The sequence below is a fragment of the Synechococcus sp. PCC 7335 genome (assembly GCF_000155595.1).
Lineage (GTDB): Bacteria > Cyanobacteriota > Cyanobacteriia > Phormidesmidales > Phormidesmidaceae > Phormidesmis.
This window is the reverse complement of sequence record NZ_DS989904.1, coordinates 4,673,086-4,697,506: the sequence shown is the minus strand read 5'-3', so window position 1 is coordinate 4,697,506 and position 24,421 is coordinate 4,673,086. Positions and strand designations below refer to the sequence as shown.

Sequence of the window (24,421 nt, the reverse complement as noted above, 5' to 3'; positions counted from 1 at the left end):
CTTCAAAAGACTACAGCCCCAACCAAACATTCGTGACTAGTTCAATCTTGGATAACAGCAAAGCAGCTAGCTATCAGTAGAATTTCTCTAAACTCCCAGATACAACTCCTAGATACATTTGAGCGTTTTTGCCCATGGCAACTTTACACGGCAACTGGTTACCCGATCTTCAGCGGTTTTTTCTGTGGGGTGAAACTTGGCGAAAAGCGAACCCCATAGAGCTATCGATGCTCAGCGCAGAAGAGCCGACAGTCACGCCAGCTACGCATCCCTATCAGCTATCGCAAGCTGAGCTACAGAACGTTTTTCAGAAAAGCGACGAGCTAGATCTTCTGTGGATGCGCTCAGAACTAGAAGTGGCTAAGGCGAAAAAAGGCGCTAAAAGAAACGGAAAGTCTGCTGGCCGGGCCGGGCAAAGAAAGTGGCTATCTCGAACCGTCGTATTGCCGACGCTCTTTAATGATTTCAAGCAGGCGAAAGCAACTGGTGTTGGACTTTTGCCGGTGCTATCAGCCGATCACCAGGTCGCATCAGCCATACATCCTTGGGAAATTTCGGGTGCATTGCTAGGAGCTACAACAACGGTGAAGCTTCTAAGTACGCTGCCTTTGGGCCGTTCTGAAGCGAGTGATTTTGTAGGTGATGACTTGCGCTACTGGTCGCATCTGACCCGGTGGTGTTTGGATCTACTAGCTAGAGGAAAGTTCGTGCCAGTGGTGGGCGGTGATAAGAAAGGGGCGATCGCGACCTGGCAGCTCTTGCTCGATAGCGCCACTGACCAAACTCGGCTCAAGGATTTTTGCGATCGCCTTCCCCTGATCTGTCATAGCTATCCTGTTCCAACTACAAAGAAGACGTCTGCTCTAAAAGTAGATCTGCCTAGCGCTAGCGAACCGCTGATCCGGAGCTTCCTAGAAACTATCGTCGATGCTCAAGTCCGCAGCATTGCCAAAGCGAACACCCTGCCTAGCAACGCGCCGCTCAGCAAAGATCTGCCTTTGCAAGCCTGGATCGATGCTCTTGGCGCAGAAGATCCTCACTTTGAAGGTACACCCGCGGGCGTCGTTCGTCTCAACGATGTGATCAACACTTGGAGTGCCCCTCTACAAAACCTCACTGATACCGTAGAAGGCTTTCGTACTTGCTTCCAGCTCGTTCCGCCTGCTTCTAAGGCAACCTCTAGTGAGCAAGATTGGACGCTGCGCTATGGATTACAGGCCATTGACGATACCGACTACAGAGTAGATGCCTCCTTGATCTGGCAGCATCCTACCAACGAGCTATCTTACCAAGGTCGGGTCATAGAGTCCCCTCAAGAAACGTTGCTAGGTGGGCTAGGTCGTGCGACTAGGCTCTACGAACCGATCAAGCAAACATTAGTTGATCCTAGTCCGACTAAATGTGTTTTAGGGCCGATTGAAGCGTTTCAGTTTCTCAAAACCACTGTCTGGCGTCTGCAAGACAGCGGTTTTGGTGTGATATTGCCAGATAACCTGGTCGATCCAAGCAAGGTAGGCGCTAGCCGTTTAGGGCTACAGATTAGCGCTACAGCTCCGCCTAAGACTCAGCGACTGGGCCTACAGAGCTTACTCAACTTCAAGTGGGATTTGTCTGTCGGCGGTCAAATCCTCACAAAGGCAGAATTTGACGAATTAATCACCCAGGGCACGCCACTCGTCGAAATCAACGGTCAGTGGGTAGAGTTACGTCCACAAGATGTGCGAGCGGCCAAGGACTTTTTTGAGAAGCGCAAAGGTCAAACTAAGCTTTCGGTCGAAGAAGCGCTGCGAATTAGTACCGGCGATAATCAGCTGATCGATAAGCTGCCAGTTGTGAAATTTGACGCTTCCGGCAAGCTAGACGAGCTGATTACAACCATGACCACAGGTAATCAAAGCTTAGAGCCGGTAACAGAACCGGATGGCTTTGCAGGGCAGTTGCGTCCCTATCAGGCGAAGGGGGTGTCGTGGCTTTCATTCTTAGAACAGTGGGGACTTGGCGCGTGTCTAGCGGATGATATGGGGCTAGGTAAGACAGTCCAGCTCATTGCTTTTCTACTGTATTTGAAGCAAGAGAATGCTTTGGGAGGTCCGGTTCTGCTCGTATGTCCGACTTCTGTACTGACGAACTGGCAGCGAGAGGTCAGTAAGTTTGCGCCTAACCAGGTGAAGACACTGGTGTATCACGGCGATAAGCGCCCGAAGGGTTCAGCTTTGGTGAAAGCAGCCGAGAAGCTCGATCTGGTCATTACTAGCTATACATTAGTACAGCGAGATTTGAAGGAGCTAAAGCGGGTTGAGTGGCGTGGAATGGTGCTCGATGAAGCGCAAAATATTAAGAACCCAACGGCGAAGCAGTCTGTGGCTGTGCGAGAAATTGACAGTGTGTTTCGGATTGCGCTCACAGGTACGCCTGTCGAGAATCGGCTCTCTGAGCTATGGGCAATCATGGACTTTCTTAATCCTGGCTATTTAGGTCCGTTGAATTTCTTTAAGCGGCGCTTTGCGACACCGATTGAGAAGTATGGGGACACAGATTCGCTGAAAACACTACGTTCGCTCGTCCAACCTTTCATCTTGCGCCGTCTAAAAACCGATCGCAGCATTATTCAAGACTTGCCCGAAAAGCAGGAGATGACCGTCTTTTGCGGACTGTCTTCGGAGCAAGCTAGACTCTATCAGAAGCTGGTAGATAGTACTCTCGGTGAGATTGATGAAGCTACGGGCCTACAGCGGCGCGGCATGATTTTGGGGCTTCTCGTCAAGCTAAAGCAGATCTGTAATCACCCAGCGCAATTCTTGCAGCAAGACAGCTTAGGTAAGTCTCGACGCTCGGGTAAATTGCAGCGCTTAGATGAGATGTTAGAAGAAGTAGTGGCAGAAGGCGATCGCGCCCTCATCTTCACCCAGTTTGCAGAATGGGGAAAGCTCCTAAGCAGCCACCTAGAACATCGCCTTGGCACCGAATCTCTCTTTCTCTACGGCAGCACGTCCAAAAATAAGAGAGAAGAAATGGTTGATCGCTTCCAGCTCGATCCTAATGGTCCCAAAATTTTTATTCTTTCGCTTAAAGCTGGCGGTGTCGGCCTTAACCTTACCCGGGCTAATCACGTCTTTCACTTTGATCGCTGGTGGAATCCCGCCGTGGAAAATCAAGCTACCGACCGCGCTTTCCGTATTGGCCAAACCAAAAATGTCCAGGTCCACAAATTTGTCTGTACTGGCACCTTAGAAGAGCGCATTAACGAGATGATCAACAGTAAGAAAGCGCTAGCTGAACAGGTCGTTGGTGCAGGCGAGCAGTGGCTGACAGAACTCGACACGGACCAACTGCGTAATTTGCTTCTGTTAGACCGCGACGCCGTTATTGATGAGAGCTGAGCGTAAGTTTGTCTCTAGGGTGAACCACGCTTAGCCATCGAACCAAAAGCGATAGACTACGACAATTCGGTATCACTATGAAGGCACAGCGTATTGAGCTAACAAGTGTATTGCGCTATCAAGTGTATTGAGCTTGTATCGAGCTATCAAGGATAAAGTCGCGTAGCATCTTATTTGCTAAACACTAGTGGGGACTCGGCTATAGCGGATGTTCGCTTGTCTGAGTCTGTCAACAGCTTCTTTAAGGCGATCGCACTTCGCAATCAAACTAATTCGCACATAGCCCTCACCGCCTTCGCCAAACGCAGTTCCCGGCGTTACCACGACACCCGTTTTCTGTAACAACAACAGTGCGAAGTCAGAAGCTCCCATCCCCGGTGGACAAGGAATCCATAAGTACATGGTGGCTTTGGGTTTCACTACATTCCAACCCACCGTACCCAGTTCCTTCGCCAGGAAATCGCGCCGTTCTAAGTAGCGCTGTTGGACTTCTTCTAGATAGTGATCAGGTAAGTTTAGAGCTGTCTCAGCGGCAGTTTGCAGGGCGGAAAAAATGCCGTAGTCGAGGTTAGTTTTGAGCGTACGTAAGCCTTGGATGACATGACGGTTGCCAACGACGAAGCCTACACGCCAGCCGGCCATATTGTAGGTTTTCGAGAGGGTGTGAAATTCTACACTGATATCTTTGGCCCCAGGAATTTCTAATAGGCTGGTGGGCTGATAGCCTTCAAAAGCCAGCTCTGCATAGCAAAGATCGTGAATCAACAAGATTTGATGGCGGTGGGCAAACGCTACCATCTCTTCGAAGAAAGATCTTGGTGCAACTGCACCGGTGGGATTGTTGGGATAGTTGAAGTAGAGAACTTTGGCGGCATTGGCATCTGCTGCTGAAATATCGTTAAAGTCGATTATCCAATTGTTTTTGGCCTTGAGTGGAATAGTGCGGATATCGGCTCCAGCGATCGCCGGTCCGCGAAAGTGAGCAGGATAAGATGGCGTGGGTACCAAAACGACATCACCAGGGTCAATATAGGCCATGGCAATATGGCCTAGTCCTTCTTTCGATCCCATTAGTGGTAAGGCTTCACTCTCAGGATCTAGAGTCACGCCATAGCGACGGTGATACCAATTGGTAATTGTTGTCCGAAAACTAGCTGTCCCTTCAAAAGGAGGATAGCCATGGTTGCTCTCATCGCCAATCGCTGAGATTGCTGCTTCAACCACGGGCGCAGGGGTTGGCCCACCCGGATTTCCCATCCCTAGATCGATCAGATCGACGCCTTCTGCTCTGGCGTTTGCCTTCAGTTCGTCTAGGCGGGCAAATACATAAGGGGGTAGTGAACCAAGCCTTCTAGCAGGTTTCAACCAGTCTAACGTCATGTTCAAGCTACCTCTAGGCATCGGCAAAGGGAGATGATTTGGACATCATCGTCCAAGAAGTATAGAAGACAACGCTCAAGGGTGTCTTCTGTAGACCAGGTATAGGCAGTTGCTTTAGGCTACTTTGAGGTGGGAGCGTTAGAGCTGACAGCATTTGAGTGAGTGATATTTGAGCGAGCGGTATTTGAATGAGTAGTCTCTAGGCTAAGCGCACTTTGCCCTACCGCTCCGGTGGGGACTGTTGTAGAGACCATTGCCGCCATGAGCTGATCGGGTTGTACAGGAAAAGGCAGATGGTGAATGTCTGATCCTTCTTTGCAAGCGACCGTAGCAGCCTGCTTTAGCTGGGCGAGCGTCAACTGATCCATACCCATATCAGCTAGTGAAGTTGGCAAACCAAGCGAATCATAAAATCGAATTAGCTGTTGTCGAGCCGTTGCTGCTAGCGAATTATTAGCTGCCATTTCCTCTAGTCGGAGCTGCACCAAGATGCCATAGGCAACTTTCTCTCCATGGAGGGTGCCATGCGGGGCTACATGCGTCAGGCCGTTGTGAACCGCATGAGCAGCGACCGTACGACACTGAGCGCCTCCCATACCCCCAATGACGCCTGCCATGAGCACGCTAGCATCGACCACTTCTGCCCAGTCATCGCTACCTAGGTTAGCGATCGCAGCTGCAGATTTTTGAAAAAGAATATCTCGTAAGACGCGCGCCTGCTGAACTGCGCCGATAACCATCGTGTGAGGAGAATGGCCGCTGCTAACAGAGGCTTCGTACCATTTGGCGATCGCATCTCCAATTCCAGCGACTAGCGTCTGCTGTGGTGCAGTCGCTACCAGGTCGTAGTCGAGCACAATCGCATCTGGGCACTTTGGCAACCCCACATCGTACAAAAACGCCCCCGCTTCTGAATAGACGTTAGAAAGCGCTGTCCAACCTGCACAGGTCGCTGCGGAAGTCGGCACCGTCACAACCGCTAGCTGCCGCTGATAGGCCAGGAGTTTGGCTGCATCTAGTGCTTTGCCGCCGCCGATACCAACAATAAAATCAGCGCCATGGTTCTCAGCCGCCTGGTGCAAAGCGCTCAGGGCAACTTCGCTACAGTCTTTTGTATAGGTGGCGGTGGCGCTCTCTAGTCCTGATAGGGCGGGAGCGAGGAAAGGCTGTGCCTTTGGCAAACTTTGACTACCGCCAACGAGCAGTGGCCGCGTGCCCATCCGTGCCAATAGCTCACCGCTTTTAGCCAACACACCGCTACCGCGAATGACCTGAGCAGGGGCGATGTTGAGAATTGGAAAAGCAGGGGATAGTGCCATAGAAAAATTACCGTATAGCCCTCTACAATTATGCAACCAAATTATGCCGCAGCGTTATTTGCCTTTGCCAATTTGTCTGGGTAAATCTCAATAATGGGAGCGCGATCTTCTGGTGTGTTACCTTTGCCGGGTCTGACAGAGCCCAAGTAGAGCAGATCCGAGATGCCGTCGCGATGAGCGATCGCGCGGGCTCGAATTAAGGGCCGCTGACCTGCCGCGCTTAGTCGACTAGGTTTAAGCAAGTTACTCGCTGCTTGTTCTAGGGTCGCTTCTAGCTGAGTGCGGGTAATAGTGTTTGGCACTGCAATCACGATTTGTGACGATCCAGAATCAAACACCGTAGTGTAGGGAACTGCCCCTGGGATCTGCGCCCGCGTTAGTGGCTGAAAGCTAAGGCCGAACAGTCCTGCTGTTAGTACGCCCATAAAGCCTGTTGCGCCTACCAATCGAAATCGAATGCCCCACTTCAACAGGAACGAAAGGGCTGTGAGCAGGCCAAAGGCGATTGTACCAATCGCAAAATATCCGGTCGCAACTAGAAACTGGTCGGGCGTCAGCATCGGCAAACTCAGCAAGTAAGGATCTCTAGTGATTATAGGGGGTTGCTTCCCCAGCCTAGGGGGAATAACTAAACAGGAGCCGCCATTTGTGTCCGTTTTGTGAATCAGGGTTTTCTTCGCGATCGCCGCCACCAGCTGTTGAGTTTACTGATTCTACTGCTAGCGAGTAGCAGCTTATGGCGTCTCTGGGCCTCTAACCGCGGCCTTCAACCGCTTGTCGAACCCTTACCGCAAGATCCCTATATTCAAGTCTTCTTCAATCAATCCGAAGCCAATGTCTACACCGAGCCCTACCGTCAGATAGAGCGTCACGGCGACAATATCGAAGCGCTTATCATTACTGCGATAGAGCAGTCGACTCAGACAGTTGACATTGCCGTGCAGGCCCTAAACCTTCCACAGATCGCCCAGGCGCTAGTCGATAGCAGTCGTCGTGGCGTGACAGTGCGTCTGATTCTAGAAAACCAGTACGCGAAGCTTGAGGCCGAACAGCTAGAAGCACTGACGCTGATAAAGGACGCTCAAATTTTACGGATTGACGACACTGCTGATGGTTCAAAAGGCAGTGGCTTGATGCATCATAAGTTTCTGGTGATCGATGGGCGATGGGTCCTAACGGGATCGGCAAACCTGACTTTCTCAGGCGTTCATGGAGATGCTAACGAACCGGACAGTCGGGGCAATGCTAATGTCTTTTTGAAGATCGACAGTAGGGCGATCGCGCTACAATTCACTGATGAATTCAATCTTATGTGGGGCGATGGTCCCAGTGGCAACCTAGACAGTCAGTTTGGTTTGCAAAAGCCGCCTCGCTCGGAACAAGTCACTGAGCTATCTACTGGCACTATCACTGTTCAGTTCTCTCCGACGACCTCAAAAGTACCTTGGGAAAAAAGCGTCAATGGATTAATCTCTCGTACTTTGGCCCAATCGAACAGCAGTATTGATCTAGCGCTTTTCGTCTTTTCAGAGCAGCGCATTGCCAACCAGCTAGAATACAAAGTCAAAACCGGTACCGCTCTTCGCCTTCTAATCGATCCTGGCTTTGTCTATCGCAACTACAGCGAGGCCTTGGACATGCTAGGCATCTCACTACCCGATCACCGCTGCAAAATTGAGGCACAGAATCGTCCCTGGCAAACGCCGATCACAGCGGTGGGCTCCCCCCGCCTCCTAGAAGGCGACAAACTTCATCACAAATTCGCTATTATTGACGACACCACTGTCATCGTGGGCTCTCAAAATTGGAGCCATGCCGCTAACGCTAAAAATGACGAAACCCTGCTAGTCATTCGCAACCCTACAGTCGCTGCCCACTTCAACCGAGAATTCGAGCGACTCTACAGACAGCCCTACTTAGGAAACACCCCGCTGTTGCAAAGAAAAATAGAAGAAAGCAAACAGAAATGTCCCATGCTTTAACCTCTGCTTTGAACAGAAGATAGCTCACTCTTCTGGTTTAAGCTTTCAAACTAGAGAGCTGATGATTAGGTGGCTGATAGCTGAGCCGAGATAATCTTGGCCATTTGAGCTGCGCTATCAACTGTCGCTAGTCCACGTGCCGCCATCGCCATCCGCTCAAGCTGCCCAGGCGAGTTCAACAGATCTATCACAATCGATTGCAGCTTATCTGCTGAGAGCTCGGACTGTTGATAAAGCTGCGCTGCGCCCGCTTTTTGGAAGGCGATCGCATTAAATGTCTGGTGATCTTCTGCCGCAAATGGATACGGAATCAAAACCGACGGCGTTCCTGTCACCGCTAGCTCAATCAAAGTCCCTGCGCCTGCTCGGCTGACGACTAGGCTTGCTCTGCCAAACAGCGCCGCCATATCGCTATAGAAAGGGCGATGGACATAGCGGGCATGTTCAAAACTATCCGCGTCTGGATCATTCGATCCTGTGATATGCACAATCCGAGCGCCTGTTTCTAACCAGGCAGGGGCGGCGGTTCGCACGAGCCGATTGATGGCCACTGCCCCCTGACTGCCGCCTAAGACCACAATTAGAGGCTTTTGATCGCAAATACCCAGATCGGATAAGCTGCTTTGTTCGTTCTTCAGCGCATCTAGAAACTGTGATCGCACAGGCGTTCCTACCACGACCGTCTGCGCCTTGGGTAGATGCTCAATCGCCTCAGCAAACCCCACCGCCACCGTGGTACACCAACCGCTCAAAAAACGAGTGACTTTACCCGGCAGCGCATTCGACTCGTGCAGCACTGCCGGCAGCCCTAAAGATCGCGCCGCTAGAATTGCCGGCGCAGCAATATACCCACCTGTTGTAAAGACGCCTTGAAACTGGCCACGCTTTAACAACCGGCGCACCTGCATTGTTGCCGTTGTAAACCGAGCTAGCTGCTTAACGGTACTAAGGCCTAATTTGCCCTGGACGCCGCCCATCTTCACCGTGTGGAGTTTGTAAGCACCAGGTACGAGCTCTGTTTCCAAACGATCAGGCACACCTAGCCACTCGATTGTATAGTCAGAGAGCTGCTGAGCCGTCGCGATCGCCGGAAACAAATGGCCGCCCGTCCCACTCGCTGCGATCAAAAGCTTCGGCATTCGCTTGGGCTTGCCGGAGGTATCATCAACCTTTTGTACCAGTAACCCCTCACCCATAAAACTGACCCCTTGCAACGGCATACTCTAGTCAAATACCGTATTGATATAATTTTCAAGTTACCTTGGTTTAAGGTACCATCTGCCAACCCATTCGCCCCTGACTCCTTAACCCCTCAAAATTAGTGGCTAGAATCAGCTGCTAGAAGAACTCTAAAAAGAAGGATACTTAAATTCATGGCTCTATGCCGCTCTTGGCTTCAATTTCGATCTAAATGCCAACAGATAGCATCTCCTATCATGATCGGCATAGCCAGTGGATTCGCTATTAGCCTCGGCGCTGTCTCTGCCGCCAAAGCCATTCCTGCCGATAGTGCCCCTTCAGAACTGACTACCGCTATCGAAAGTATGGAGACCGCTGCCTCCAATAGGGATCTAAGCGCAGTGATGGATGGCTATAGTCCTTCCTTTACTAACGAAGATGGCTTTACCTACGACACCCTAGAAGCCGCATTACAGACCTTCTGGGAGAGATACACAACCCTGTCATACCGAGTAGAGCTGCAATCATGGGAGCCTACCTCAGATGGGTTCCTTGCCGAGACGGTCACTTACGTCAGCGGCACTCAAATTGAGAGTGGTCAGAGTAAAGCGCTAGAATCTGTCATTCGTTCGCGGCAGACTTACCAGGACGGCAAGATTATTTCTCAGGAGACTCTCTCAGAGCGCAACCAGACCACATCAGGTGAAAGCCCGCCCTCTGTCTCAGTAATTCTAGCCGAGCAGGTAGAAAGTGGCGAAAACTACGACTTTGACGCCATTGTGCTAGAACCGCTTGGCAATCGCTACCTACTTGGCGGGGTGATTGATGAAGGTGTAACTTCGACTGACTTCTTCGCGGGTCGTCCGGTTGAGTTGGAGCTGCTTTCAGCCGGCGGTTTGTTTAAGATTGGAGAAGCGCCTAACTCACCAGATAGTCGTTGGGTTTCTGCGCTGCTAGTCCGTGAAGATGGTGTCACTGTCGTTACCAGAAGGCTGCAGGTCAATTAGCTGTAGTTAGCTGTAGATTGAGTTCTTCTCTATAGCTTTGACTACCTGGCTAAGGTCTTGGCCAAAGCACAACATACTGGCTGCAACCCTTGTATAGACGTAGGCAAAGTGACTTTTTGCTTTGGTGCTAACTAGCTTAAGGTATTCTCAGCTTAAGCTACAGCCATCGCTGTCTGTAACAGCCCTTCGAATAAAGCAAGTCCGTCGGTGTGGTTGAGTGCTTTATCGGCTGCTCGCTCTGGATGAGGCATCATTCCAAGGACGTTACCTGCTTGATTACAAATACCAGCAATGTTACTAAGTGAGCCGTTAGGGTTGGCTGCTTCGTTGACTTCTCCTAGGTGATTGCAATAGCGGAAGAGAATCTGGTTATGGTCTTCTAAAGATTTGATAGTGTCAGATTCTGCAAAGTAGCAGCCTTCGCCATGTGCAATGGGTAGCGTAATCACTTGGTCCTTATGGTAGCCCTGAGTCCAGGGAAGATCGGCTCGTTCTACTCGAATGGGAACGCGATCGCATACGAAGTGCAAGTCCCGATTCCTCACTAGTGCCCCCGGTAATAGGCCCATCTCGGTTAGAACCTGAAAACCGTTGCAGATACCCATCACCAGCTTGCCTTGCTGGGCGTGCTCTACGGTGGCGCGCATGGCCGGAGAAAACTGCGCGATCGCTCCACAGCGTAGATAGTCACCGTAGCTAAATCCACCTGGTACTACCACCACATCTAGGTCAGTAAGATCGCTCTCTTCGTGCCAGACCATACGAGTGGGCTGACCGAGAATATCGCGGATGATGTAGGCAATATCGCGATCGCAATTTGCCCCTGGAAAAACGATCACACCGAAATTCATACCGTTGCCTTCCTATGCTGCTTCAAAAACTTCCACGCAGTAATTTTCGATCACCGGATTGGCTAGCAGCTGATTGCAGATTCTATCTAACTGCTCTTGCGCTAGTGCCTTACTTCTAGCAGTCAAATCCACCTCAATGTATTTGCCAATCCGAACTTTGGACACATTGTCGTAGCCCATATGACTCAATCCAGAGCGTACAGCCGTCCCTGCTGGATCTAGTACGGAAGGCCGCAAAGTCACATAAACCTTCGCTTGGTAGAATTGAACATCAGCAGATTGCGTCACGGCGATAGATCCAAAAGAACACAAGTGATCCTACCTTATTTAATCTCCCCTCAATATTCTTCTATAGACTAAGGTGTAATCGAAGGCGTAATCAGGCCCTACCTATCAACTCACTCTAAAAGATCTCCGCAAAGGCGAATGAAAAGCCACCGTACCCGAAGCCAGACCCAAATTCTTGAGCTGATCAAGCGGCTAAAAGAAGCTATCTCAGCTCAAGATCTACACATTCAGCTGAGGCAAGAAAAAAGTAGCATCGGCTTAGCAACTGTCTACCGCGCCCTTGAGTCATTGAAACAAGAAGGCGCAATTCAAGTCCGCACGCTGCCTAGTGGTGAGTCTCTCTACAGTCTTGTCCAGGCCGATACCCACCATCTGACCTGTGTTCGCTGTGGGCACTCTGCTGAAATGGACGAATGTCCGGTGCATGGTCTAGAAACCCATCTAACTGAGTCTCATCACTTTCAAATTTTCTATCACACCCTAGAATTCTTCGGGCTGTGTGAACAGTGTCAGAGACTTCAGCCTAAGGAGGTTTCTCGACTAGACTCACCACGAACGGCCGCTGGCTGAGTAATTGGCTGCTCTATGGACTGCCCTAGAAATCCCATGACCTCCTCACACCAGGCTACCCAGGCTAGTTGCTGCCGGATGCCTGCCCGCAGTGCCAAATACTGAAACTGGCTTTCACGAGACATTTGTGGCACTTGTTCATACTGCCTAGCAACGCCTTGATAGCTCTTCAGGCGTTCCCGGTGCTGTTGATAATAGACCTCTAGCATCGACAATAAAGTCTCTGTGGGCACTGCATGACCTACCGATAGCTTCACTAACAGCTCCGACTTTAACGGCGTGCTCTCTTCTTCTGCCTGGCCGATCCACGCCTGCAAAAGCTGTCGTCCGCGCTCAGTCACTGTGTAAAGCTTTTTATTCGGTCGATTTTCCTGTTCAATTTTTTCAGAAGAGATCTGTTCATCTTCTTCCAACCTTGCCAGTGCTTTGTATATCTGCTGATGGCTAGCACTCCAAAAGCATTCTACTGATTTGTTGAAGCGCTTAACCAGGTCATAGCCGCTGCAAGTTTCGTTGAACAGCGCCGCCAAAATTGCATAAGGAAGAGACATGTTCTAGGCCATGAATATTCACCCATAGACATAGTACGCGAAGTCTATGCAAAACGTATAGGGCGAAACTGCCCAGCGCTAGCGAATAAAAGGGACGCTGCTAAAGGAAAGATTCCCTTACACCGCTATGACGCCGCTGATCGCAAAGGGTGGGGTTCTGGTGGGCCCTATAGAGTCCTTTAGAGAGACAGTCCATAAGGTTAGGCAGTCTTGTGAGGCAGAACAGAACTAAATTTTGTTCCAAAGTTAACTTTGTTCCAAAGATATTACGGAACGGCGATCTAGTACCCAAGCTATGAATAAACGCAGTATGGTTTTTGAAGATCTTCTTTCTACTGCATCAAGGCTTATTTCCCATGGCAGACTCCACCATCGAATCAATTTTGCAGGAGCAGCGGGTATTTGAACCGCCCGCAGCGTTTTCAGCGAAAGCTCGTATCCCAAATATGGAGACTTATCAGCAGCTCTGTGATCAGGCGGCGGCTGATCCAGCTAGATTTTGGGCAAAGCTGGCTGAAGAGGAGCTAGATTGGTTTGAGAAATGGGAATCGGTGTTAGATTGGCAGCCACCGTTTGCTAAGTGGTTTGTCGGTGGCAAGATCAATATTTCGCATAACTGTCTAGATCGGCATCTGACTACAGACAAGCGGGATAAGACGGCGCTGATCTGGGAGGGAGAACCGGGTGATTCTCGTCAGCTAACGTACGCTGAGCTGCATGCAGAAGTGTGTCAGATGGCCAATGTGCTCAAAGATTTAGGCGTGCAGAAAGGCGATCGCGTTGGTCTATATATGCCGATGATTCCAGAAGCGGCGATGGCAATGTTAGCCTGCGCACGCATCGGTGCGGCGCATACGGTGGTATTTGGTGGGTTTAGCGCGGAGGCGCTGCGCGATCGCCTCAATGACGCCGAAGCCAAGGTGGTGATCACTGCCGACGGCGGCTTCCGTAAAGATAAGCCAATGGGACTTAAGCCCGCGGTCGATGCAGCTCTAGAAAACAATGCGGTCCCTTCGGTTGCTAACGTCCTAGTTGTACAGCGCACGAGCCAAGCGGTTGACTGGACAGAAGGGCGTGATGTGTGGTGGCACGATGTGAAGCCATCTGCTTCTACTGACTGCCCAGCCGAACCTATGGATAGCGAAGATCTCCTTTTCATTCTCTATACCAGCGGCACCACTGGTAAACCCAAGGGCGTCGTTCACACCACCGCCGGCTACAACCTCTACACCCATATGACGTTCAAATGGACCTTTGATATCAAAGATGACGATGTGTATTGGTGTACAGCAGATGTGGGATGGATTACGGGCCACAGCTACATTGTGTATGGCCCGCTTTCTAACGGAGCCACTACTTTGATGTATGAAGGGGCCCCAAGACCTTCTAATCCTGGCGCTTTTTGGGATGTTGTAGAAAAGTATGGCGTCACTATCTTCTATACGGCGCCGACTGCGATTCGCGCCTTTATGAAAATGGGCGATGCGGAACCGAAGGCACGCGATTTGTCTTCGTTGCGGATTCTAGGCACTGTTGGTGAGCCCATTAACCCGGAAGCCTGGATGTGGTATCGCAAGGTGATCGGGGGCGATCGCTGTCCGATTGTAGATACCTGGTGGCAGACCGAAACGGGCGGCTTTATGCTGACGCCGCTGCCGGGAGCAACGCCGACTAAACCAGGCTCTGCGACGAAACCTTTCCCCGGTATTTTGGCAGATGTAGTGGACGTTGAGGGTAATCCAGTTGGCGTCAATGAAGGCGGCTATCTGGTGGTGAAGCACCCTTGGCCTAGCATGATGCGCACGGTGTATGGAGACGACGCTAGATTTCGGCGAACCTATTGGGAGCATATTCCACCCAAAGATGGAAAGTACCTGTATTTTGCTGGGGACGGCGCGCGTAAGGATGCCGATGGCTACTTTTGGGTGATGGGCCGTACGGATGATGTCCTCAATGTGTCGGGTCATCGGCTTGGCACGATGGAAATTGAATCGGCGCTAGTGTCGCATCCGGCAGTGGCTGAAGCAGCGGTCGTCGGTCGTAAGGATGAGATCAAAGGCGAGGACGTGTATGCGTTCGTGACGCTAGAAGGGACGTATTCGGTGAGTGATGAGCTAAAAGGTGAGCTGAAGCAGCATGTGGTAAAAGAGATCGGCGCGATCGCTCGGCCTGGAGAAATTCAATTCACCGATGCTCTGCCTAAAACCCGCTCTGGCAAGATTATCCGCCGCTTCTTACGTAACCTCGCCAGCGGCGAAGACGTCGTAGGTGATGCTACCACCATGGAAGATCAGAGCGTTCTAGAGAAACTACGTCAAGGCTCGTAACCGCTTCAAGCATGATGACCCCTTCAATTTTTGATAGAGATTGGCCGTTGCTGCATCAGCGCAAATTGGCTAACTAGTTGCTGCATTAGCGTAAATTGGCTAACTAGAGGCGCGGCGGCCCTTAAGCACAGGCTTAGATGTTGAGGGCCGTGAAGCTTTAGGACGAGAGCTGCGAGAGCGACCCTGTCTTCCTTTTCCGCCATTGCTACTACGACTACCCCCCCTTGGGTTGTTACGTCCATTAGGGATAGGCTCTGGCGGAATAGACGGATCGGGCTCATATCCTGGGATCACTTCTCTTGGAATATCTCGCCTTAGCAGTCGTTCGATGCCACGCAATAGGTCTTTTTCATCGACGCAAACTAGCGAAACTGCCTGCCCTTCATTGCCAGCCCGTCCGGTTCTGCCTATTCGGTGTACATAGTCTTCAGCTACGTTCGGCAGCTCAAAATTCACAACATGAGGCAGAAGATCAATGTCTAGTCCGCGAGCGGCAATATCTGTTGCAACTAGTACTCGCACATCCCTAGCCTTGAAGGCAGCAAGAGCACGGGTACGGGCTCCCTGGCTTTTGTTGCCATGGATGGCGGCGGCGGTGAGCCCATCTTTTTGAAGGTGTTTGGTGAGTCTGTTAGCACCGTGTTTGGTCCGAGTGAAAACAAGTACTTGCTGCCAGTTGCGCGAGCCAATGATAAAAGAGAGCAGTTCACTCTTGCGAACGCGATCAACCGGATAGACGACCTGATCAACAGTATCGGCAGTGGCGTTCTGGCGAGCGACTTCAATAGTCTTGGGCGATCGCAAAAAACTATCGGCTAGCTTTTTGATCGGTTTAGAGAAAGTCGCAGAAAATAGCAGTGTTTGCCGCTCTTCTGACACGAGTGCCAAGATCTTCCGAATATCGTGGATAAAACCCATATCCAACATCCGATCGGCTTCATCTAGTACCAATACTTCGACTTGCGAAAGATCCACAGTTCGCTGACCGACATGATCAAGCAGTCGACCTGGCGTCGCGATTAAAATATCAACACCCTGGCGCAGCTTGGAGATCTGAGGGTTAATCTTGACGCCGCCGAAAATCACGGTAGAACGGACGGGTAGATACTTGCTGTAGGCGTTGACGTTTTCGCCGATCTGGGCGGCCAGCTCTCTTGTGGGTGTGACGATTAAGGCGCGAATGGGCCTGTGGTCGCCGCGCGAAACGGACCCTTTACGCTTCCGTAGGATAGGTCTAGAAGTTCCGTTTCGGGATGCATCAGATCTGATCGAGGTTTGATTGCGAGTAGGCGATGTTTGGAGAGGTAACCCTTCGCATAGCCGCTGCAGCAGAGGGAGCGTGAAGCCAGCTGTCTTGCCAGTGCCGGTTTGGGCGCTAGCCATCACATCATGACCGGCAATGACAAGAGGAATCGATTGGACTTGTATCGGAGTAGGATCGGTATAGCCTTGGTCTGCGATCGCACGCAAAATTTCAGTCCGCAGACCGAGAGATTCAAAGGACATCATCAAGCAAATGCAAATGCCTAGAGGCAATTGGTAGGGTGGGTGCCCTTTTCTCACAGGTAGCACTTACAACCTACGAACCTAGTCTAAGAGCATATCGTCAGCTGTTTGAAACACAATAATCATGCCTCTGGCAAGAGCGCAGACTAGATACGCAGCCAATAGCATCATATACTAGCAGGCCCATCAGCGACTTTATCACTGGCTTGTATGCACTGCTATTCCGACTCCTGTATGGCAGAGACGCGCTAGCAGTCGTCTAAACTGGCTGCATAAGTAACGATCTGGTCGATTGAACCACGAACATCTCGCCCGGAAGCATCTGTGTTGTTGATCAAAATGCTGAGTACTAACGGCGGATGATTCGGTGGGTTTAGATAGCCGCTCAAAGTGTAGGTGTTGCTAAGGGTGCCAGTTTTCCCTTGAAATCGACCTTCCGCCAAGGTTCCTTGCATGCGATTGCGTAAGGTACCGCTGCTTCCAGCAACCGCTAGAGAGTTGCGATAAGTCGTTGCATTTTCAGTCCTAGCCATCACCTGAAGGGTCTCGACAAAGGCCTCGGGTGTGACTTTGTTTTGTTTAGAAAGGCCAGATCCATCCACAATAGAGATGCCGTCTGGAGAGACACCTAGTTCGGTGAGAACGCTGCCTACGGCGATCGCGCCAGCGGTATAGGCATTACCTGTTTCAGGCACTAGGCTACGGCCCAAAGTTTTGATCATGGCCTCAGCATAGATATTCACGCTGTAGAGATTTGTCGGATCGATAAAGGCCCGTAGCGGCGGGGACTCAATAGCGGCAAGTTCGACTGTCCCCTCAGGCGGGCTAGTCGTCGTGACTTGAACGGAGGCATTCCCTAGTCCGTAGGCACTGAGACTCTGTTGAAACTGTTCGGCAAAGTAGCTACCTGGATCGAGTAGGGCGATAGAAGTATTTTCAGAAGCAGTACCTGCGATCAGCTGTCCGCGCACGTCCATCACTTTTAGTCCAGGTTTTTGCCCGGCATCGATAAATTCGTTGCCATCACCGACAGTACGCGTGTTGTTCTCAATACGCCAGCCTTGAACAAATTCAGGGCGGTCCCAAACGATGCTCAATAGCTGACCAATACCGTTTGGAATAGCGGTGAAGCCTAGCTCGTTGCGGTTTAGGATGAGACTATTCGCAACCGCGCCGTAGCCCGCGCGGTAATCTTCTTCGTCCCAGTAGGGATTAGCCACAGGGCCAGTAAAGTGGTTATCGACGGCGGTCAGGCTGTTGACTCGGCGAACGCCTTTTTGCTTTAGCTGGCTAGAGAGTAGGTTGATTTGATAGCTAGTGAAAGTCGGATCGCCGCGTCCGACTACGTAAAGATCTTGAATAGCTGCATCCGGCTGACCATAGACCGATGTCCGTATGCTGAAGTCAGGACCAAGAGCTTGCAAGGCTGCAGCCGTGGTAAGGAGTTTAACATTAGAGGCAGGGACAAGTTTTTCTTGAGCGTTGCGAGCGTAGAGGGCGCGAGTATCAGGAGTGAGATCTTCGATGAGGATGCCAATATCTGTGCCGTCTAGGGTGTATTTGTCGGCGATCGCATCGATTTTCCCAGGCAGGTCCGCTCGACAAACTCCCGCAAAAGCGATCTCAGCCTGTGCCAAGATGGCGAGACTCGTAGCTAACCCGAGGACAAGTTCGCCGAATTTGAATTTCCGGGTAGGTGCTTTCCTCACAACCTGTTGAGTTGGCACTTGTTGAGGCGACGCAGATACTTTCGCTAGTGTCATGTCTCGTGATCTGTCATGTCTTGTGGTCTATAGTTACCACGTGGGTGAGTTACTAGGTGGGTTAGCAGATGCTCTGTAACGTTTTAGCCGATGAGCCTGTCCTAAGCAACTCTACGAAAGCTATAGCGACTAGGCCGACGGTTTTGTTTTGTGATCGGCTCTTTGTCGATAGCAGCGGGTTAGGTTCCGGCTGATTTTGATGAGTCTGCTCTAAGCTCGTCAGTGATCTTAAAGTCCCTATTCACTGTTGGTTCATTTTGATTTGTGTCCTAGCTCTGTTTTTTCCTAACCACCTCGATAGATAATGCTCGGATTGATACTTGAATTGAGTGAGCTCGATTTATGGACGTGAAGGCAGCAGTAGCATTTGAAGCCAATCAACCGCTAAGTATTGAAACGGTACAGCTAGAAGGGCCAAAAGCGGGTGAAGTATTAGTCGAGATCAAGGCAACTGGCATTTGTCATACTGACGCATATACGCTGTCTGGTAAAGATTCAGAAGGAATTTTTCCGTCAATTCTGGGTCATGAGGGCGCTGGCATCGTTCGAGAAGTAGGACCTGAAGTAAAGAGTCTTAAGCCTGGAGACCATGTGATTCCTCTGTATACGGCAGAGTGTCGACAGTGCGCTTATTGCCTCAGTCAAAAGACAAACCTATGTCAGGCGGTTCGAGCAACTCAGGGAAAGGGACTAATGCCGGATGGCACCAGCCGATTTTCGCTCGAAGGAAAGCCTATCTATCACTACATGGGCACGTCCACGTTTGCAAACTATACGGTGGTACCTGAAATCTCACTGGCGAAAATCCGCTCTGATGCGCCGTTCGATAAGGTTTGCTACATCGGCTGTGGGGTGACAACTGGAATTGGCGCGGTGATATTTACGGCCAAAGTAGAGGCGGGCGCGACTGTTGTGGTGTTTGGTCTTGGCGGCATTGGGCTAAATGTAATTCAAGGCGCGAAGATGGTAGGTGCTGACAAGATTGTAGGGGTAGACATCAATTCTGATAAGCGAGCGATCGCAGAAAAGTTTGGCATGACCCATTTCGTCAATCCCCGAGAAATTGAAGGCGATTTGATCGGGCATCTAGTAGAGCTGACCGACGGCGGGGCAGATTATTCATTTGAGTGCATCGGCAACGTTAATGTGATGCGTCAGGCTTTAGAGTGCTGCCATAAAGGATGGGGCGTGTGCACAATTATCGGCGTCGCCGAAGCAGGCGCAGAAATTAGTACTCGCCCTTTTCAGCTAGTAACTGGGCGAGTGTGGAAAGGTAGTGCATTCGGTGGTGCGAGGGGCCGAACAGATGTGCCCAAAATTGTGGATTGGTACATGGATGGCAAAATCAACATTGACGATTTGATCACGCATACCATGCCTCTAGAAAAGATCAACGACGCCTTTGATCTCATGCATCGCGGTGAGTCTATTCGCAGTGTGGTTTTGTACGATTAGAGACTGGAATAACGGCTAGGTATCGAGATAACGACAGCCAGCTGAATCAACTTGAGAAGACGTATCTATGAGCCTAGAAAAGTTGAGCTTAAAAGAAAAGTCGCGCGCCCAAAGCTTTGGCGGAACTACCCGGTTTTATGCTCATCGCTCGATAGCCTGCGACTGCGAGATGAATTTAGTAGTGTATGTACCGCCCCAAGCAGAAGCCGATTCTGTACCCGTATTGTATTACCTATCTGGATTGACCTGTACAGAGAAAAACTTCATCGAAAAGGCGGGCGCACAACGGTATGCCGCTGAGCACGGACTGATTCTAGTTGCTCCAGATACTAGTCCTCGCGGCACTGACATCCCCGGTGAAGATGATGACTGGGACTTTGGTTCGGGTGCAGGCTTCTATGTGAATGCAACTGTAGATCCCTGGGCGCAACACTATCAGATGTATGACTATGTGACTAAAGAACTGCCTGAGCTAATTTCCGCTGAACTGCCAGTACGCTCAGGCCCGGCAGGCATCTTTGGCCATTCGATGGGAGGGCACGGCGCTTTAATCTGCGGCTTGAAGAACCCAGAGCAGTATGCTTCAATTTCTGCGTTTGCACCTATCGCAGCGCCATCTCAGTGCCCATGGGGAAAGAAAGCCTTCACTGGATACTTCGGTGAAAAGTCCGACAAGTGGGCAGCGTATGACGCCACAGAACTTGTAAAAGTAGGGAGAGATAGTCGCGCTCCTATATTGATCGATCAGGGCGAAGCCGACCCGTTTCTAGCTGCGGGTCAGCTGATGCCAGAGGTGTTTAAGAGCGCTTGTGAGCAAGCTGGCCAGCCGATAACCCTGCGGCGACAGCCTGGATACGATCACAGCTACTACTTTATTTCAACCTTTATGGGCGACCATATCCGACATCACGCCAACATTCTAAATTCCAACTGAATGAACCTTCTGAATAAACCTCTAGTGCTTGTCTACGACGAACAACCGATGACCAACAAAGACTATCTTCACCCCCAATACAAGAAAGATCGTGAAACTCTCAATACCATCATGGCGGGTCCAACGGATAGCCTAAGCCTAGCCGAGCTAGCTCGGCTGCGGGTGCGCTACGACGGATTTCAGGGGGCCCGTGATATTCAAGCTGATTTGGATAAAATGTTGTCGAAGTTAGGTTTGAGCGAAGACGAACTATTTGCGAAGACGCGAGTGATCCATCAAACAGAGTCTGTGTTTAAGCCTACATGGCTCAAGAAAGGAGAAGATTGGAGTTAAGAAGATTCTCCATCAACATTTAGAACAGTAGAACATAGATAGGTTACACCTTTATAGCTGCCAGCGTTTCTGAGCGTTGTAGTTGTAGATAGCCACTTTGATTACGAAAGATATTAATCAGTGAGAATTCAGAATAGGAGTGACTAGTTAGATACCCAACGAAGCTACTTTAGAGGGCAGATTTTTTATTGGCCGATGTCTAGTGCTTTGGTGGTGCTACCGACAATAAGTTAGAGTGACAGCGCGGATGTGTAACTTATGCAACTTAGCTTCACTAGACCAAATCAGGCTTTAGCCATAGGCAGTCAGCGTCCTTCACAGTCCTTATATATGGGTATTTCCTATGAGAGCTTTGCTGATTTATCCTTTATTTCCTAAGAGCTTCTGGTCATTTGATAAGGCGATCGCCCTAGCAGGTCGTAAGGCAATCCTGCCGCCGCTAGGACTGGTGACTGTAGCTGGCATTTTGCCAGATGATTGGGAACTGCGGCTAGTTGATCGCAACGTCGAAGCGCTAGCCGAAAGCGACTGGGACTGGGCCGAGCTGGTGATATTTTCAGGCATGATTGTGCAAAAGCCAGATATGCTCGCTCAGATCAAGGAAGCCAAGCGTCGAGGTAAGCCTGTGGCGGTAGGTGGTCCGTATGCGACTGCCCTTGCTCATGAAGTAACAGAAGCGGGTGCTGATTTTCGTGTGCTAGACGAGGGCGAAATCACTTTGCCCATGCTAGTAGAAGCGCTTGAGAGAGGCGAGACAGAAGGGACTTTTAGAGCGTTAGAGCGGCCTGATGTCAGTACGAGCCCGGTGCCTCGTTTTGATCTACTCAAGCTAGATGCTTACTCAGAGATGGCAATCCAGTTTTCTCGTGGCTGTCCGTTTCAGTGTGAGTTTTGCGACATTATTGTGCTGTATGGTCGCAAGCCTCGGACGAAAAGCCCCGAGCAGCTGATTTCTGAACTAGAGCTGCTGTACGACTTGGGTTGGCGGCGCAGTATCTTCATGGTAGACGACAACTTCATTGGCAATAAGCGCAACGTGAAGCTGATGCTAAAAGCGCTAGTGCCTTGGATGAAAGAAAAGGGCTATCCGTTTACTTTTTCCACGGAGGCGTCGGTCGATCTAGCTCAAGATCAAGAGCTGATGGATCTGATGACGGCCTGTAATTTTGGCGCGGTGTTCCTAGGAGTAGAGACCCCAGATGAAGCTAGCTTGGCGCTAACCCAGAAGTTTCAGAATAACCGCGACCCGCTTAGCGAGTCGATCCATAAGATCGCTAGCAGCGGTATCCGGGTGATGGCGGGCTTTATCATTGGTTTTGATGGTGAGAAGAAAGGGGCGGGTGATCGCATTGTCCAGTTTGTTGAGAAATGTTCTGTTCCTACTGCGCTCTTTAGTATGCTCCAGGCGCTACCGGATACCGCACTGTGGAAGCGGCTAGAAAAAGAAGATAGACTGCTCGCCGGAAAAGAGAGTGCAAATATTCACCAAACGACGCTGATGAACTTCGTCCCAACCCGTCCGGTAGAAGAGGTTGCGCAAGAATATGTAGACGCTTTCTGGAACCTATACGATCCACAAAAGTACCTAGACCGCTGCTATCGCCACTACCGTATATTAGGCGAAGCACCCTGCCACAATGAAAACAAACGTCCACCAAAGCCAGATTCAGCCAAAGAGCCGTTCAACTGGCACTTGGTAAAAGCGTTAGCAATTGTTTGTTGGAAACAAGGTATAGAGAGAAAAACGCGTTCTACTTTCTGGATTTATCTATGGGAAATGTTTAAGCACAACCGAGGTGGTGTCGCTAGCTATCTTACTGTCTGTGCTCAGATTGAGCATTTTCTAGAATATCGTCAGATTGTGAAAGACCAAATCGAAGCTCAAATTGAGGATGTCATCGCAACTAGAGAGGCTAAAGATGAGGTTGCTGTCGCGACAGCTGCGTAGAAGATAGGACGCCCTCCTCAAAGCTGTATCCAAGCCGTGCGCTCAGAAATGTTGTTGATGTTTTGAAACAGGTAGTGAATTCTCTATCGGATCTAAGGTTGCTTTTCTAGGGTTGCTTTTCTAGGGCTACTTTTCTAGGAAATTATCGTATTGACTAATTAACTCCAAGAACTAGCAACCAAAGGGGTCTTAACTGGCATAAAGAATTCAGTCGGGCTGAACTAGACTTTCAATAGCTTGAACCGACGTTGGAAGCGCCTGGCTCAAAATTTCGTTGCCTGTAGAGGTTATCAAGATATCGTCTTCTATACGAATGCCTCGAACGTCCTTGAACTGTTCTAGTTTCTCCCAGTCGACCGTATTAGCGTAGCGATCGCGATTCTTCTTATCGTTCAAGATTGCAGGTACCTGATAGAATCCTGGTTCAATCGTTACAACCATCCCTGCTGCTAACGGTCGATCGAGTCGAAGGAAGGCTAAGCCAAAGCGATCGCTTCTTTCTCTTCCGTCCGCATAGCCTGATAAATCTCCTAGATCTTCCATGTCGTGGACATCTAACCCCATCAGATGACCAACTCCGTGAGGAAAGAACAAAGCATGCGCATCCTGATCAACTAGATCAGCCGGGCTGCCCTTAAGAATACCCAGTTCGACTAGACCCTCCGCGATCACGTGGCAAGCGGTTAGGTGGATTTGTTTATACTCTGTGCCCGCTATTGCTTTTGCTATACAAAGGTCGTGTGCAGCTAGCACAACTGCGTAGAGATCTCTTTGCGAAGAAGAAAATTTGCCGCTAACTGGCCAAGTACGAGTAATATCAGAGGCCCAGCCGTCGACCGTTTCTGCGCCTACATCTGCGAGCAGCAAGTCATGCTGCGCCAGTGCATTGTGATAGTGATTATTGTGTAGGACTTCTCCGGCGACGGTGACGATACTGCAATAGGCACAAGTCATATTCGCAGCAATAATGACTGATTCCATTGCTGCGCGAACTTCAGCTTCTGTCTTTGCGGTACGGGTAGCGGCCATGCCTGCCTTATGAGCACGGGTTGTGACCGAAAGCGCCTTTCGGATAGATGCAATCGCGCCGCTATCTTGAATCATTCGCAGTCTGACGATAGCTCTTTCTAGCCTGTGATCGCCTAAAGGCTGATGCCGCTGTAAGACGATACCTTGCTTTAGAAGTACTTGGTCCATTGCCTGGACGGTTTCATCACGTTCGCCCAGGGTAGCTGCGCCTTGAGCAAAGTTCGCCAGCTGACTAAGTGGATATGCCTGCGTCGCACCGATTTGCTCAGCGATGTCGCTGCGCTTAGGCGCCGGACCGTGCCAAAGAGCGTCGTCTGGGGTGCTGTCATCGACAAACAAGATCAGCCGATCGCCATCTAGCAAGATAGCGGCGTTTTGCAAAGGAAGGCCAGCGAAGTAGAGAAAGTGGCTGCTCGCACGAAAAGGGTAGATATTCGCTGTGAAATTGCGTGGTTTAGCCGTGCCAGACCACAGCAGGACCGGAAAATCGATCAGCTGAGCGAGACGATGACGGCGCGATCGCAATGTCTCTACTAGCGAAGGTGTATCAAGATCACCATCCGATTGAGCGTGAGCTGGAGAAAGGCAATTCGGCGCGGTTTGCATGGGATATGGTACT

The 24,421-nt window shown here is 50.5% G+C and carries 19 protein-coding genes; 9 read left to right on the top strand and 10 right to left on the bottom strand.

Annotated elements, in window-relative coordinates:
• Window positions 1-134 precede the first annotated feature (134 nt).
• The gene (locus S7335_RS19630) at window positions 135-3,380 is read left to right on the top strand and encodes a DEAD/DEAH box helicase (RefSeq protein WP_006457724.1); all 3,246 of its coding nucleotides are present in this window, start codon (window positions 135-137) and stop codon (window positions 3,378-3,380) included.
• Between the two features lie 177 nt (window positions 3,381-3,557).
• Here the strand turns inward: S7335_RS19630 and S7335_RS19625 are convergent, their stop codons facing one another.
• The 3 genes from S7335_RS19625 to S7335_RS19615 all read right to left on the bottom strand — a co-directional run bounded on the left by S7335_RS19625 (window position 3,558) and on the right by S7335_RS19615 (window position 6,654).
• A complete protein-coding gene (locus tag S7335_RS19625; protein ID WP_006453858.1) occupies window positions 3,558-4,760 on the bottom strand; it encodes an aspartate aminotransferase in 1,203 nt (400 codons plus the stop codon).
• A gap of 119 nt (window positions 4,761-4,879) precedes the next feature.
• On the bottom strand, window positions 4,880-6,079 hold the full coding sequence (locus S7335_RS19620; RefSeq protein WP_006454793.1) for an iron-containing alcohol dehydrogenase family protein: 1,200 nt from the start codon (window positions 6,077-6,079) through the stop codon (window positions 4,880-4,882).
• A 41-nt stretch (window positions 6,080-6,120) separates the two neighbouring features.
• The gene (locus tag S7335_RS19615; RefSeq protein WP_006455096.1) at window positions 6,121-6,654 is read right to left on the bottom strand and encodes a Ycf51 family protein; all 534 of its coding nucleotides are present in this window, start codon (window positions 6,652-6,654) and stop codon (window positions 6,121-6,123) included.
• A gap of 84 nt (window positions 6,655-6,738) precedes the next feature.
• Here S7335_RS19615 and S7335_RS19610 point away from each other — a divergent pair, with 84 nt between their 5' ends.
• Window positions 6,739-8,061, top strand: coding sequence for a phospholipase D-like domain-containing protein (locus S7335_RS19610; protein ID WP_006455257.1), 1,323 nt, complete (start codon window positions 6,739-6,741; stop codon window positions 8,059-8,061).
• A gap of 65 nt (window positions 8,062-8,126) precedes the next feature.
• On the opposite strand, the gene murG is transcribed toward S7335_RS19610, so the two are convergent.
• Complete coding sequence (gene murG, locus S7335_RS19605; RefSeq protein WP_227500038.1) at window positions 8,127-9,257, bottom strand: undecaprenyldiphospho-muramoylpentapeptide beta-N-acetylglucosaminyltransferase; 1,131 nt, start codon at window positions 9,255-9,257, stop codon at window positions 8,127-8,129.
• 240 nt (window positions 9,258-9,497) lie between these two features.
• Between murG and S7335_RS19600 the strand changes: the two genes are divergently transcribed.
• The gene (locus S7335_RS19600; protein WP_006456150.1) at window positions 9,498-10,247 is read left to right on the top strand and encodes a hypothetical protein; all 750 of its coding nucleotides are present in this window, start codon (window positions 9,498-9,500) and stop codon (window positions 10,245-10,247) included.
• Between the two features lie 152 nt (window positions 10,248-10,399).
• On the opposite strand, the gene purQ is transcribed toward S7335_RS19600, so the two are convergent.
• Window positions 10,400-11,098, bottom strand: coding sequence for a phosphoribosylformylglycinamidine synthase subunit PurQ (gene purQ / locus S7335_RS19595; protein ID WP_006456160.1), 699 nt, complete (start codon window positions 11,096-11,098; stop codon window positions 10,400-10,402).
• A gap of 12 nt (window positions 11,099-11,110) precedes the next feature.
• A complete protein-coding gene (gene purS, locus S7335_RS19590) occupies window positions 11,111-11,386 on the bottom strand; it encodes a phosphoribosylformylglycinamidine synthase subunit PurS (protein ID WP_038019203.1) in 276 nt (91 codons plus the stop codon).
• A gap of 138 nt (window positions 11,387-11,524) precedes the next feature.
• Here purS and S7335_RS19585 point away from each other — a divergent pair, with 138 nt between their 5' ends.
• On the top strand, window positions 11,525-11,956 hold the full coding sequence (locus S7335_RS19585) for a Fur family transcriptional regulator (RefSeq protein ID WP_038016554.1): 432 nt from the start codon (window positions 11,525-11,527) through the stop codon (window positions 11,954-11,956).
• Here S7335_RS19585 and S7335_RS19580 read toward each other — a convergent pair.
• Entirely contained in the window at window positions 11,905-12,507 is a 603-nt protein-coding gene (locus tag S7335_RS19580) for a PadR family transcriptional regulator (RefSeq protein ID WP_006454727.1), read from the bottom strand. The two genes, S7335_RS19585 and S7335_RS19580, sit on opposite strands and share 52 nt — an antisense overlap.
• A 356-nt stretch (window positions 12,508-12,863) precedes the next feature.
• Here S7335_RS19580 and acs point away from each other — a divergent pair, with 356 nt between their 5' ends.
• Window positions 12,864-14,834 carry an acetate--CoA ligase gene (gene acs / locus S7335_RS19575; protein WP_006454590.1) on the top strand — a complete coding sequence of 657 codons (1,971 nt, stop codon included), beginning with the start codon at window positions 12,864-12,866 and terminating at the stop codon, window positions 14,832-14,834.
• Between the two features lie 99 nt (window positions 14,835-14,933).
• Here acs and S7335_RS19570 read toward each other — a convergent pair whose 3' ends face one another.
• A complete protein-coding gene (locus S7335_RS19570) occupies window positions 14,934-16,343 on the bottom strand; it encodes a DEAD/DEAH box helicase (RefSeq protein ID WP_006454354.1) in 1,410 nt (469 codons plus the stop codon).
• Between the two features lie 245 nt (window positions 16,344-16,588).
• A complete protein-coding gene (dacB, locus tag S7335_RS19565) occupies window positions 16,589-18,103 on the bottom strand; it encodes a D-alanyl-D-alanine carboxypeptidase/D-alanyl-D-alanine-endopeptidase (RefSeq protein WP_006454839.1) in 1,515 nt (504 codons plus the stop codon).
• 342 nt (window positions 18,104-18,445) lie between these two features.
• Here dacB and S7335_RS19560 point away from each other — a divergent pair, with 342 nt between their 5' ends.
• The 4 genes from S7335_RS19560 to S7335_RS19545 all read left to right on the top strand — a co-directional run bounded on the left by S7335_RS19560 (window position 18,446) and on the right by S7335_RS19545 (window position 22,773).
• On the top strand, window positions 18,446-19,558 hold the full coding sequence (locus tag S7335_RS19560) for an S-(hydroxymethyl)glutathione dehydrogenase/class III alcohol dehydrogenase (RefSeq protein WP_006454806.1): 1,113 nt from the start codon (window positions 18,446-18,448) through the stop codon (window positions 19,556-19,558).
• Window positions 19,559-19,625: 67 nt separating this feature from the next.
• Window positions 19,626-20,492 carry an S-formylglutathione hydrolase gene (gene fghA, locus S7335_RS19555; protein ID WP_006453487.1) on the top strand — a complete coding sequence of 289 codons (867 nt, stop codon included), beginning with the start codon at window positions 19,626-19,628 and terminating at the stop codon, window positions 20,490-20,492.
• A gap of 48 nt (window positions 20,493-20,540) precedes the next feature.
• The gene (locus S7335_RS19550; protein WP_038019196.1) at window positions 20,541-20,825 is read left to right on the top strand and encodes a DUF3288 family protein; all 285 of its coding nucleotides are present in this window, start codon (window positions 20,541-20,543) and stop codon (window positions 20,823-20,825) included.
• A gap of 343 nt (window positions 20,826-21,168) precedes the next feature.
• Window positions 21,169-22,773, top strand: coding sequence for a B12-binding domain-containing radical SAM protein (locus S7335_RS19545; protein ID WP_038016551.1), 1,605 nt, complete (start codon window positions 21,169-21,171; stop codon window positions 22,771-22,773).
• A gap of 207 nt (window positions 22,774-22,980) precedes the next feature.
• Here the strand turns inward: S7335_RS19545 and S7335_RS19540 are convergent, their stop codons facing one another.
• Window positions 22,981-24,408 carry an aminopeptidase P family protein gene (locus S7335_RS19540; RefSeq protein WP_006454196.1) on the bottom strand — a complete coding sequence of 476 codons (1,428 nt, stop codon included), beginning with the start codon at window positions 24,406-24,408 and terminating at the stop codon, window positions 22,981-22,983.
• Window positions 24,409-24,421: the final 13 nt, after the last annotated feature.